Origin of the sequence: Thermosporothrix hazakensis (assembly GCF_003253565.1) — a bacterium.
In the GTDB taxonomy this organism is placed as follows: domain Bacteria; phylum Chloroflexota; class Ktedonobacteria; order Ktedonobacterales; family Ktedonobacteraceae; genus Thermosporothrix; species Thermosporothrix hazakensis.
Genome location: NZ_QKUF01000001.1, coordinates 971,899 through 984,213 on the forward strand (window position 1 = coordinate 971,899; position 12,315 = coordinate 984,213).

The window sequence follows — 12,315 nt, forward strand, 5'->3', positions numbered from 1 at the left end:
CCCCTTCAACGATAATTGAAGAACCAGCGATTTCGTGCCATCCAGCGACGCACCAACTCTATTTTAAAAGCATAATAAGGGTTTAAACTCCCTTTTTTAGAGATGTATTCATCTAATATCAGACCATTTCGTAAACGCTCAAGACGAGAACGAATGTCTAAAGGTGAAAGCGTAAGAAAACTGGCAAGTTGTTTTACTGTCACCGTCTCCCGTTTGTTCATTTCAGTCAATTCAACAATTGCTTCAAGAATAGTTGCCTCTTTGCTATCCTGCAATTCGCGGCTGTAAAAAATAAAATTTTGTGTTGATTGAGCTCCAATAATATCTCGCACTACATATTCAATATCCTCAGCAACAACATAATTCTTTTCTGTTTCTACATTCAGATAGAAAATCAACTGCAAACCAAGTAATGAAAGATAATAAGGATTCCCTCCAGTTAAATGCATCATGTAACTCAAGGCCTGAGGAGCAAGCCGAACATGTTGCTCACGTAAAGGGTGAACCAATAACTGGCCAGCACTCTCTTGATCAAGAAACGAAACAGGCATTGATTGTGCAAAACTAAAGACATTCGCAAAATCATTTGAAGTCAACATGGTGTGCGCACGAGTAGGGAGAGCAATAAGCAAACTAAGCTGTGGGCAATCATCCATTAATTGTCGCCAGAGATCAAAGAAGTGAGAACTTAACCTTCCATTTTGATAGCTATCCAGCGCTCCCCCAAACTCATCCAGCACCAGGATAAAACGAGAAGCAGGGGCTTGTCGTGTACACTGCTGCACAAATTCTCGAAAAATGGTATACATATCCTTCTGATCAGACCAATCCAGTACGGGAGGAGCCAGATGAAAACAGCAAGAAAATGAACGAGCAATCTCATCAGCGATTCGTCGTAAAACCAGTTCATCAGCCCAACCAACAACATTTTGCAACGAATAGAATGTATACCAATGGGGGGGCATCACATAACGCTCTAAGAAATTTCTACATAATGATGTTTTTCCCGAACGACGAGGACCATACAAAAGAATAGCCTTCCCATATTCTGCATCACAAAGCTCCATTTTCAGACGCCCCATTTCCTTCCCCCGCCCCACAAACATCTTAGCAGTTGCTGGCCTGGAAATATCATACGGATTTTTCAAAACTCTATTTCGTTGTTCTAAGCCGCTATCAGAATTTTCATTCCTGGAGTGCCAGGTACCGCTCTCAACATGATTTTCATCAGCAGAGGAATTGCTTTGCAGGCGTTCCAAACGTTGTGCAACCACCTTTAAAGTGGCTTCCGTATCGATATTTACCCTTACTACCCCATCTACCGCCAATAACCTATTCCACACAATTAACGCTCCCTGATCGTCTGGAACCTCCACTACCAACCAGATTTCAGCATTTCTCCACTTATTCACGGACCTTGCATTCATTCCTAGCAAAAGACCCGGGCACGCCAGCAATCGCTTTGTAATATCATGGATTAGCCCCTGACGATCTTGAGCATAAACCACGAACGCAACTCTCAACGTTGAGTCAGAAAACACCCACTCCATGGGCACATATCTTGTCGGTCCTTTTCCCCCCACCCTCCGAATACAAGGACACAGCAGTGAATGCACTACAATGAACTTACTTCTCCGCCTACAGCCAACAATTTCTTGCGGATACCCTGGTTGACAGATATTGCAGAGACGCATAGGAAGGTGTTGCTTCTCATTAACAGCCCGTGGAATCCACACCTCAATACTGGACTGGAATGTATTGAGCGCCTCTCTCCTTTTGATAATCTGTAACGCAGCCCATTCAGGTGTATATGGAGCGTCTGACCCCATTCTGAAATTCTCTAAGTATCCCTGCCGCGTTCCCAGGTCATACCGCTTCACCAGCCAAAGAAGCTCTTCATCTAGCTCCTCTGTTGAAAGCGTACAATGATAACGCTCCAACTCTCGAACAATTAATATGTATCCTCTGTATCGGTGCAACTGAGCCGTAAGCAAAGCACGCAGGTTGACAAGCGCTTTTTCTGTAATGGCGTATTTTCCTTCCAACCAATCATCTTGCACACGCACTTCTTTATCAGTGATAATCTCAACGACATCCCCGGCATCTAATTCACGGTACAGCGGCACACGGCGATTATTGACATAGGCACTTGCTGTATAATTTCCCACCTGGGGGCCCATTTCGTATGCAAAATCGAGGACAGTAGCGCCTCTGGCAAGTGATAAAGGGTTATGCAGTTTGTCATAAACAACAACGGGCCGGGCATGATGTTCAGATATATGGGTAGTATTTGTAAGAATGGCATGATGAATAGCATAGAAAGCTCGACCAATTGTACTGTTCCAGAACTGAGCGCCTTCTGGCAACCACGCACTTGTATTTGTGGGGGTGGCTTCTGTTGTATAGAGACGATAACATTCAGGGTAAAGGCAGCCATAATAGATCACCGCCAACATAGGAACCGTGGCTATTTGTAATGCACAACTCACACATTCCTGACGCAGCCATTCTAGATCATGCCAATATGGTTGCTGACCATCAAGTATGAGATTATAAGCAAGCAGACTGTATCCATTAGGCTTTGGAGCAGCAATCTGGTCTGCCACTCTATCCTGTATCGTTCCGAGGAAATTGAGCGCACCAAAAGCAAGATAGCAATCTTTTACGGAGGGAACTATTATATGAAAAACGACAAGATCAAAACCTGTAAGCTTTACCTTATTGACAACAGAAGTATATACCTGCGTTTCTCTCCGTTTTAGCCCCGCTACGCCACAGGTAATCATCTCGATTGTAATTGGTTGCCCAACCATCTGTTGGTAATGGGCAATGAGTTTTCTTTGGATTGCTTCCAACTTTGACTGATCCCTATTCAGAATATGATTGTATCTCTCTTCATACTCCTTATATTCCTTATATCTAAGAAGATATTCCAGTACATCCTCTACCTTACGCTTCAAAGACCACATCCCTAAATGAGTACAAATGTGAAGGAGGATTCGCCCGGTGCTCTCAATACGTGGTCGCCGCTTCTGATCGTCTCCAGGCCGCTGCTCGCTTTTGGACAGTTGCACTAACGACTGATAATGGATAGCAACCGCAATCAACAACGCTCCTAGATCACGATGGGGCAGAGAAAGGAGGGGCCCTAATTGCTCTTCTTCAATAGAACGAGAGTACAGCAGCGACTCTTTAAAGTGGCTCATCACCCGCTCTCGATCCAGAAGCTGCCGCCGCTTAATCAACTCCTCATCGTAGATACGCAGGTATCCCGCTGCCACAACCTGCCAGGGCAACCCCCAGTTCTGTAACAGCTTCCCTACTTCCCGGGCATCATACCTGATCACATTCAGCACATAGGCATGGGCCGGACGAGGGCTTCCCACTGTCTCCCGAGCCAGCTCTTCGATCCACATAGCCCATTCAGCGGGTATTGTTGTAGGAACCGGTTTCCAGCATGCAAGCTCTGCCTGCAAACGAGTCTTTCCCATCAGGAAGCACCTTTGCTCTTTTTGCTTGCCTCACAGTTTTACAAACCATATCCTATTTCGTAATAATAATATGTAAAAATGCATAAGTCAAGTCTCTATATCACTTTGTTTAGGAATAAAAATAAAATAAAGAGATGAAAATAAAATTGTTTCTCTTTTGTCTATTATTCCAAAAAATTACGTCAAAAGTTATTGACATTTCCCAATAATTACTGCATATATTACTTAATATAAAAATTTCTGCTCTTTTTATAACTAACATCACAGGAAAGAAAGGGGTACAGTATGACCTATCAGAAACCTCAAGTACCATCTGACTATAGCGCCCCTTCTCTTAACTCGGTTCTCGTAGAGCTAGAACCCGTAATTCGTGTGATGCTGAAGCATGCCAACTGCTCACTGAATGACTGGGAACAGGACGAGATAGCGCAGTGCACGCTGTATAAGCTTGCCAGAGCCCTGGCAAGCCGCGAGATCAGCAATCTCCATGGATACCTCAAACGAACCATCCACAATGAGTTTGTCAGCTATCTCCGCAGCACCAGGCCCTGGCTCTCCCTCCATACCACAGAAGAAGGTGAACCCTGTACCGGAACACCACTCATCTCTTTGAGCCAGGGGTGGGACGATCCCGCCCTTGAATATGAACACCGAGCATCATTTCAGGAACTACTTGACCTTGTTGTAGACGCCATCATGGAATTACCCCCCGTACAGCGGTATGCCACCATCTGCTACTTTAACGATATCGTTGATGATCGACATGTCCTGATCGCGTCTTTTCAACGATATAACCTGGATATCACGCCTTGCCGCTGGCCGCAAGAACGCGCAGATAAGCAGAAACTGCTTGCGTCATTCTATGCAGCACGCAGCACACTTATTCGCCACCTTAGCGCAAATCCGCACTTTAGCTCAGACCATCCGTTCACGTGTTTTCATGTTCGTAGGCGAAGAAAATAGCCAGTGTCCTCTCTTTTTTCTCAGGGGGTAGCAAGGGGGTGGCGGCTATTTTATATAAAGCGATCAGACAACAGGAAAGCGCTCAATCCTCTCCTGCTCTTCACGCGGTACATGGCGAGCTAGAATACGCTGCATTGCCAGACCGATACGTCGAATACCCTCTACAATCTCATCTTCTGAGGCGCTAGCAAAGCTCAAACGAATATGTTGATGGCCACCTCCATCAACATGGAATGGCTCACCCAGAACAAACGTAACCTGTTCTTGAATGGACTCTCGCAAGAGCGCTCGCGCCCGAATACAGCCCGGAAGATGACACCAGAGATGAAAACCGCCATCCGGGACATGAATTCGCACAGGAACCGGCCAATAGCGCTTTATTGCATCAAGCATCAGATCACGTTTGTGGTGATAGAGCGCTCGCGCGGTTTCCAGATGTTTACTCAGTACATTTTGACGTAACATTTCGGATACAAGCCACTGCCCCAAAGCATTCGTATTCAGATCAAAAACCTGCTTGTGCAGGGAAAGCATCTCTATCAACGGTTCCGCTGCCGCCAGCCACGCAACCCGCAAACCGGGAGCCAGGATCTTTGAACAGGTACTCAGGTACAGCACATGGCCCCGCGTATCTAGCGCCTTCAAGGGCTGAGGCACATCATTCTCAAAATAGATCTCACCATAAGGGTCATCTTCCAGAATCGGTACCTGATAGCGCCGGGCCAGAGCCAATAGACGCTTACGCCGCTCAAGCGACATCACCACCCCGGTCGGATTCTGAAAGGTTGGCAACACATAGATCAGGCGCGGTTTCCGCCTGGCAAGCATCGCTTCCAGCAAATCAACACGCATTCCATCCTTATCGACCGGGATCCCGATAATCCGCGCACCCAATGCTCGAAAGGTCTGAATCGCTCCCAGATAAGTCGGTACCTCCACCACAACCTCATCTCCTGGATGCAAGAGAAAACGCCCGATCAAGCCGATTCCCTGCGTCGAACCGGACAACACCAGGATATGCTGAAAGTCAACCGGAACCCCACGCTTCCGCATGTGTGATGCCAGCGCACGCCGCAATGATTGCAATCCCTCAACCGGACAATACCCTAGTGCGCTTTGTCTCCCCTCAGCCAGCCTTTGACTCATAATGGACTGTATCAGTTCAGCCGGTAACATATCAGGTGGTGGGGTTGCTGAAGCCAACGAGATAATATTTTCGCGCTCTCCCATTGAGGCAATATCGCTCAGGACGCGCGCCTGAGGGCCCTCTGACAGATCATCCATAGATGACAAACCAAAAAGCCAGGAAGGACTATCATCAACAAAGGCTTCCTCATCCTCAAAGGCCTGAAAATAGGTTCGCTTAACCACTGTTCCACGACCAACATGTCCCTCTATCAGTCCCTCGGCAGCCAGTTCATTATAGGCGTTCATGATCGTCGTTCGATTGACATTCAGTTCCTGCGCTAGCGCCCTCTCAGTTGGCAAACGTGATCCCTCACCAAGCTCTCCCGAGAGGATCACTTCGCGAATCTGGTCACTGATCTGTTTATAGAGCGGCACACTGGAAGAACGCTCTAAATGAATATAAGTATGCAGCGGGACCACCACAGATCGGGGCGTGCTCTGGTAGAGTGGGGGATGTTTCGCTTTTCGGATAGTTTTCTCTCGCATCTCTATTCCTCCTGCATTGGCTTCCTCCATTCACTGTAAACTGTTCGCCCCCTATGTGACAAGGGCCAATTGACGTATTAAAAAAGCAGCCAATTGATGTTAATTGGCTGCTTTCCTGTATAACAACTATGGAACAAGTGTGGTTTATGCCGACTGGCCGAACCGAATATACCCACGGCGCTGCGGAGGACGTTGCCCGAAAAACAGATAGAGCCAGGTACCAATCACCGGCACCAACCAAATCAGAACCAGCCAGAGCACTTTTCCAGAGGTTGAGTACTCATCTTCAAGCACCATAAAGGTTTCAATAATCTGACCAACAATCACAGGTAGAAACAGAATAGCAAGAAACAAAACACTATTAAAAAAACATCCGCGATTAGACATTTTTATTTCTCCTTTAGATGAAGCGCTTTTTCTATTCAATACAATCACACTACATACTACTCTATTTAAGGTACGTGAGACGAGGTATCCGGGTTGGAAATGCTGGAAAAAGCGGCGATCTTCTCATAGAGTTCTGCTGCGCTAAAAGGCTTCACCAGATAACTCGCTCCACCGTATTCATACCCTTCATCTATCATTGAACGTTGAGAGAACGCCGAGATAAAAATGATCGGAATATGCGCCAGCTCAGGACGCTCTTTCACCATTCTGGCAAGCTGAAAGCCGTCATAATAGGGCATCGAGATATCCGTAAAAATAATATCTGGCCTGACCTGCTCAATCAGAGCCAGCCCTTCACGCCCATCAGCCGCAAGGTAAAGCTCATGTGGTGTTGAGCGAAGCATGACCCGAACCAGCTTCTGAATACGCTCCTCATCCTCACAAAAGACAATCTTCGCCATCTCAATTCCCCCTTCCATTACACGCTTTTTGGGCCATAACGCACTGTAAAATGAAATACAGAGCCTTCTCCGACCGCACTTTCAGCCCAGACCTCGCCGCCGTGCAACTGCACAATCTCTTTAACAATCGGCAGGCCAAGTCCGGTCCCCTGAATAAAACGTGTGCCCATCGTCTCAACGCGAGTATAGCGCTCAAAAATACGCTCTAACTCATCATCGGGAATGCCCAGACCATTATCTTTGACATAGACATGAATCATACTACCCTCAAGAATGCTCCCAATCACGATCTCTCCGCCGCCGGGTGAATACTTGATGGCATTGTTCAGCAGATTGACAACGACCTGCGTCAGCTTATCACGGTCCCCCAGTATAATGGGCAACGCTTTTGCCAGTCGCAAGCGGATATGATGCTTCGGCGCCGATTGACGTAGCCGATTCACAACCTCAATAATAATCGCGTTTAGATCGAGCCAGCCCAGATTCAAGCGCAGACGCCCCGACTCCAGCCGATCGAGATCCAACATATTATTAATCATGCGCACCAGGCGACGTGCATCCGCATGGATATCGGCGGCGTATTCTTTGACCTCCATCGCACTGAGTTCACTATCCCGCATAATCTCGCTGAATCCCTGAATTCCAGTCAGGGCTGTGCGGAACTCATGACTGACAATCGAGACAAAGTTACTCTTCATCCGATTGAGGCGTTCTAGCTCCTCATTGGCATCTCGCAAGGCTTGCAGGGCCTGATCCCTCTCCTGTTGTGCCTTCTCACGCGCGATCAACAACGCAGCAAGACGCCCGATCCCCTGAATAATTGAGAGGTCGTCGGGCTCCAGGCGCACCTTCAACGTGGCATAGCCAATAACCAGCAGGCCAATGAGCTGCTTTCCCTGCATGATCGGTGAAACAACCCTGTAGAGCGAAGAGCCTTTCAAGGCTGATGCACCGGGGCGCAGGCCAATTACCTCACCCTGATATAGCTGTTTCAGCAAGGCTTCGTTGCCCATCACAATGTCATGCAAAGTAATGTCCTGCATGCGATTGCGCCACTGCAATTCTTGCTCCGGGGAAGCCCCCACAATAATCATTGGCTCAAGCGTCTGGGCCTCAGGATCAAGCAACAGAAGCGCTACTCGCTCGCAATCCAACAAATGGTAGGGGATCTCAGCCAGTCGACGACGCACCATATCAACACTTTCAGCATTCTCCCCTTCGGAAAAGGCAGCAATCAACGAGCCCGTGTCATGCCTCTCCTCAACCATCGCCTCAGCCATTGAAAGGATGGCATGCAACGCGTTCTGGGTTCGCTGTTCCAGCATGCGCCGCCGGGTTACATCCATTGAGATCGTCACCGCACCTGTGATGTGCCCATATTGATCAAACAAAGGTGCACCAGTAATACTAAAACGGACATCATGCTTCTCGGCACGCTGCACCACAATATCGACCGCGTTTGCATCCTTGAGTACTTCGCCACGTAGAATACGGGCGGTCGGCCACTGGTCACGGGGAAGCGGCTCTCCATGCTCATCCAGAATGCGGCTCTGGTCCTTTACCAGTATATCCAGACTTTCCGGCAGATTCTCTTCAGGCAGTTCTAATGCCTCACGCAAAACTCGTCCCATATGCAAGATGTGCATATTACAATCGTAGACGGAGACGTGATCGGCGATGACCTCAAAAATGGCCTCCAACTCTTCAAGTCGTGAGCGCGCCTGCGCCTCAGAGGAGCGGAGTATATCTAGATGTTGATGCTCATTGGTACAATCATGAAATACCATAAGCACAAAGTCAGGCCGGGTTGCTCGAGAAGGATGAGAAGGAATCACATTCATCAGTAACCAGCGATATGCTTTTTCTTTGGGATTCAAAACGCCCACCACAATACCGGCTTGAAGTTGTCCACTACGAAGCGAGCGAACCACGGGCAGAGCATCCACAGGGAACGGCGTGCCATCCTCCTGCAACATACGCCAGGCTGGATCGGAGGGCGTACGCTGCATAAGCTGTTCCATCGGAATGCCCAGAATCTGGGCCGCAACGGGATTCGCCATAACTGGCCTCCCCTCGGCGTCATACACGATTACGCCCTGTTCCATGCCCACAAATAGAGAACGATAGATGCGTAACTCATCCTGGCTATGGATCCTGTCAACCTTTTCGATCACCGAGGTCGAGGGTTTACGCCGCTGCTTTTGCTGCTCCCCCGTTTTCTGCTCTCCCGTCTTCCGCGCACCTTCTTTACTCATGCTGTTTGCCCCTGAACAGAAACAATACACTCTCACTCTGTTCAGTGTACAAAGTGCATCCAAAGAGAAGCTATAGACAAAAGAAGAAGAAGAGCAAAGGACTTCTAGCCCTCTTTTGGCAGCTTGTATCGTGAAGGAATCGGAGGCAGAGGAAACCCTTTCTTGCGCACATAATCGAGGAACCAGCGAACCGGCGCCGGGTCTTTTGAGTCGGTGCCACTGTCAGCCAGAAAGAAGCGGATATAGAGGGGTAACGCCGGACCAATTCTGGCAAGCAGGAGGTCGACACGCTCTTGCGCATGCCGCCAGTCGCCCTTAATCGCGCCTAGTCGCCAGCTATTATAAGCCTCGTCATGCAACTCAATCAGGTCTAGCAAGATGGGATCAGAAATATAGCGCTGTGCAAAGCATCGAGCGCGGTAGGCGTGGTGGTTTGAATGAATGCGCGGCCTGTGCTCGTCAACCTGATACTTGAATGTATCATGAAGCAGGGCAATCAAGCGCAACACCCGCCGCTCCTCTGGCTCAGGATGTTGCGCATCAATATTTGCCAGCACGTCTGCAATATGGAATTTCACCGGACCCTCCATGTGACCGGCTCGCGGTTTCCCCCATTCAATCCCGGCCAGCCACTCAGGGTCAGCGGCGATTTTCCGTTCTAATGCAGTTTCCAGGCGAAATGGGATATTTTCTTCCATTGACAGACGTTTCCTTCCTTTCCGATTGGGCTAGAGGAATCGTTCGGCAAGCCTCATCAACCAGGGCTGGTAAACGTGCTGGTAACTCCCTATATACTGTACCACGCGTCCGCCCCAACCGCGTTTGAAGCGATACACACCGGCCATCGCCTCGCCCTCTGCATCGGTATCAGGGATCCCCCAGAAGTCATACGTCGTTGCCCCCTGCTGTTTACACCAGCGAACCGCCTCCCATTGTAACAGATAATTTGGCATCAACTGGCGCTTCTCATTGCCCGAAGCCCCATAAAGATAGATTCCCTGACGTGCAAACAGCCCGACAAAGATTCCTGCCAGAAGCTGGCCCTCGTGCTCCGCGAGCAGCAACCGAAGTCGGTTCTGTGGTGCGAAAAGCTGCCAGACCCGCAGATAATACTCAAGATCATGAATTCCGAAATGATCGCGTTCACTGGTAACACGATAGAGGTTATACCAGGCGCGGACATCAGCCGGTCGCTCGGCCACTCGTATAGTGACGCCACGCCGGGCCGCCAGCCGCACATTATAGCGCCACTTCTCTTTCATGCCAGCAAGGAGCGCCTCTTCAGCAGGGGAAAGGTCCAGCACGATACTGCGCAATGGTTGAACTGGATGCAGCGGCTGCATTTGCCAGCGTCGATACCATTCCGCTACCCACCGTCCACCCTCTGTCTCGGTCTCTTCCGCTGATTCAACCTGAAGGGCCACAGCCCCCTGGCGCTTGAGATGCTCATGCAGTCGGGTAAAGAATGGCTCCCAGAGCTCGGGCTGTCGCCAGTCCAGCACCGGCCCTTTCGGGATATACGCCAGATGCCCCATACGCAAGGGGACATGGGGAGCGGTCCGGCAGAGGACCTGTGCTCCCGCAACAATGCGCAGCTGCTCTCTATCCCATAAAACCAGGCGCTGAGGGAGCCAGCCAGTGGGCGCCTTGAGCTCGCCCCATTCCCATGACTGCAAAAAATGTCCGTTCGGGTGCTCATCAACAAAGCGGTTCCAGACCTCGCGCGCCGCCTCATGAAGCAGATGAAGTGTATAACGCTGATGTAGAGCTTGCATAGGACTCACTTTCTCTCGCATTTATGATAGCTTATCATATCACTGGCCTTCTTCACACTCTTCCACAGGAAAACCATCCTATCACTAAAGACAGACATGCTATAATACCATTGTCATTTCACCTAATCCTAAACGCGGTTGACAACCGACAGGAGGCATTCTGTGAGAATTGTTATTCTCGGCTGTGGTCGGGTAGGTGCCACCCTTGCATCAAATCTCGAAAAGCAGGGTCATCAGGTATCTGTCATTGATATCAATACAGACGCCTTCCAGCGTCTGGACCCCGAGTTCCAGGGAGAGCGCATCACCGGAAATGGAGTGGATGAGGATATCTTGCGCCGGGCTGGAATCGAGCAAGCTGATGCCTTTGCCGCCGTTACCAATGGCGACAACCGCAACATCATGGCAAGCCAGATCGCAAAAGAGATTTTTCACGTCAAGAAGGTCGTTTGCCGTATCTATGACCCGATTCGCCAGGGCACGTATCAGGAACTTGGGATAGAGACAATCAGCCCTACAATTGTAGGAGCAGAACTTCTCTCTCAAGCCATACTGAAAGAAGAAAAGCAATGAGCACTATCAATACATTCCCGGCATACGAGGGAAGGGAGTAGAGAGGCGTATCTATGTATATTATCATCGGAGGTGGTGGCGACGTCGGCTACTACCTGACCAGGAGCTTGCTCAAACGCGGACACGAGGTGCTCCTTCTGGAAAAGTCGGCACAACGTGTTCAAATGCTTGCCGAAGAACTGGGACAGGCCATTCTTAAGGGAGACGCATGCGAGGCCCGCACAATGGAAGAAGCGGGCGTCCGCCGTGCTGAAGTAGTCATTGCTGTCACCGGTGAAGATGAAGACAACCTTGTTATCTGCCAGATGGCAAAGAAACGTTTCAATGTTGCTCGTACTATTGCTCGTTTGAACAATCCCAAGCACGAGGCCCTCTTCTATAAACTGGGAATCGATGTCACGATCAGCCCGACAAAAGCAATCCTCTCGCTGATCGAAAGTGAGTTGCCCGGCCCGCACTTTATCTCTTTGCTGACGTTGAAACGAGCCGGCCTTGAGATTGTCGAAGTAAATGTTCCGGCAATGTCACCGGTTGTTGGCAAGAAGCTAAGCGAAATCAACCTTCCACGCAAATGCACGCTTGCGCTGATTATTCGGAACAACGAAGAGATCTTCCCCAATGCCGATACCGTGCTACAGGCAAACGATATCGTCTATGCGCTCCTCAGTCAGGAGGGAGAAGAAGAGCTGCGCCGCAACTTCGGCACAAGCTAAACGTCAGGACAAGCCAGAAGCAA

Annotated in this window: 10 protein-coding genes; 3 read left to right on the top strand and 7 right to left on the bottom strand. The window is 49.4% G+C overall.

Going from position 1 to position 12,315, the window contains the following annotated elements; all coding sequences use genetic code 11:
* Positions 1-5: 5 nt before the first annotated feature.
* The gene (locus EI42_RS04175) at positions 6-3,491 is read right to left on the bottom strand and encodes a TGS domain-containing protein (RefSeq protein WP_111319098.1); all 3,486 of its coding nucleotides are present in this window, start codon (positions 3,489-3,491) and stop codon (positions 6-8) included.
* A gap of 285 nt (positions 3,492-3,776) precedes the next feature.
* On the opposite strand from EI42_RS04175, the gene EI42_RS04180 reads away from it, so the two are divergent.
* The gene (locus EI42_RS04180) at positions 3,777-4,454 is read left to right on the top strand and encodes an RNA polymerase sigma factor (protein WP_111319100.1); all 678 of its coding nucleotides are present in this window, start codon (positions 3,777-3,779) and stop codon (positions 4,452-4,454) included.
* A gap of 63 nt (positions 4,455-4,517) precedes the next feature.
* On the opposite strand, the gene pdxR is transcribed toward EI42_RS04180, so the two are convergent.
* The 6 genes from pdxR to EI42_RS04210 form a co-directional block, all read right to left on the bottom strand.
* Positions 4,518-6,128: a MocR-like pyridoxine biosynthesis transcription factor PdxR gene (pdxR, locus tag EI42_RS04185; protein WP_170142336.1), complete on the bottom strand. Its 1,611-nt coding sequence runs from the start codon at positions 6,126-6,128 to the stop codon at positions 4,518-4,520.
* Positions 6,129-6,272: 144 nt separating this feature from the next.
* Positions 6,273-6,515 (bottom strand): PLDc N-terminal domain-containing protein, encoded by a 243-nt coding sequence (locus EI42_RS04190; protein WP_111319104.1) that lies wholly within the window; start codon positions 6,513-6,515, stop codon positions 6,273-6,275.
* Between the two features lie 65 nt (positions 6,516-6,580).
* Positions 6,581-6,976: a response regulator gene (locus EI42_RS04195; RefSeq protein WP_170142337.1), complete on the bottom strand. Its 396-nt coding sequence runs from the start codon at positions 6,974-6,976 to the stop codon at positions 6,581-6,583.
* A 17-nt stretch (positions 6,977-6,993) separates the two neighbouring features.
* Positions 6,994-9,231, bottom strand: a complete 2,238-nt coding sequence (locus EI42_RS04200) for a PAS domain-containing sensor histidine kinase (protein ID WP_111319108.1) — start codon at positions 9,229-9,231, stop codon at positions 6,994-6,996.
* 104 nt (positions 9,232-9,335) lie between these two features.
* Positions 9,336-9,929 carry an HD domain-containing protein gene (locus tag EI42_RS04205; protein ID WP_111319110.1) on the bottom strand — a complete coding sequence of 198 codons (594 nt, stop codon included), beginning with the start codon at positions 9,927-9,929 and terminating at the stop codon, positions 9,336-9,338.
* Between the two features lie 30 nt (positions 9,930-9,959).
* A complete protein-coding gene (locus EI42_RS04210) occupies positions 9,960-11,006 on the bottom strand; it encodes a lipid II:glycine glycyltransferase FemX (protein ID WP_170142338.1) in 1,047 nt (348 codons plus the stop codon).
* A gap of 162 nt (positions 11,007-11,168) precedes the next feature.
* Between EI42_RS04210 and EI42_RS04215 the strand changes: the two genes are divergently transcribed.
* Complete coding sequence (locus tag EI42_RS04215) at positions 11,169-11,579, top strand: potassium channel family protein (protein WP_111319114.1); 411 nt, start codon at positions 11,169-11,171, stop codon at positions 11,577-11,579.
* 53 nt (positions 11,580-11,632) lie between these two features.
* Complete coding sequence (locus EI42_RS04220; protein ID WP_111319116.1) at positions 11,633-12,292, top strand: potassium channel family protein; 660 nt, start codon at positions 11,633-11,635, stop codon at positions 12,290-12,292.
* Positions 12,293-12,315: the final 23 nt, after the last annotated feature.

Bases quoted from the DNA above. Each gene is read 5' to 3' on its own strand.
- pdxR (WP_170142336.1), bottom strand. From the start codon at position 6,128: ATGCGAGAGAAAACTATCCGAAAAGCGAAACATCCCCCACTCTACCAG.
- EI42_RS04200 (WP_111319108.1), bottom strand. From the start codon at position 9,231: ATGAGTAAAGAAGGTGCGCGGAAGACGGGAGAGCAGAAAACGGGGGAG.
- EI42_RS04175 (WP_111319098.1), bottom strand. From the start codon at position 3,491: ATGGGAAAGACTCGTTTGCAGGCAGAGCTTGCATGCTGGAAACCGGTT.
- EI42_RS04205 (WP_111319110.1), bottom strand. From the start codon at position 9,929: ATGGAAGAAAATATCCCATTTCGCCTGGAAACTGCATTAGAACGGAAA.
- EI42_RS04195 (WP_170142337.1), bottom strand. From the start codon at position 6,976: ATGGCGAAGATTGTCTTTTGTGAGGATGAGGAGCGTATTCAGAAGCTG.
- EI42_RS04190 (WP_111319104.1), bottom strand. From the start codon at position 6,515: ATGTCTAATCGCGGATGTTTTTTTAATAGTGTTTTGTTTCTTGCTATT.
- EI42_RS04210 (WP_170142338.1), bottom strand. From the start codon at position 11,006: ATGCAAGCTCTACATCAGCGTTATACACTTCATCTGCTTCATGAGGCG.
- EI42_RS04220 (WP_111319116.1), top strand. From the start codon at position 11,633: ATGTATATTATCATCGGAGGTGGTGGCGACGTCGGCTACTACCTGACC.
- EI42_RS04180 (WP_111319100.1), top strand. From the start codon at position 3,777: ATGACCTATCAGAAACCTCAAGTACCATCTGACTATAGCGCCCCTTCT.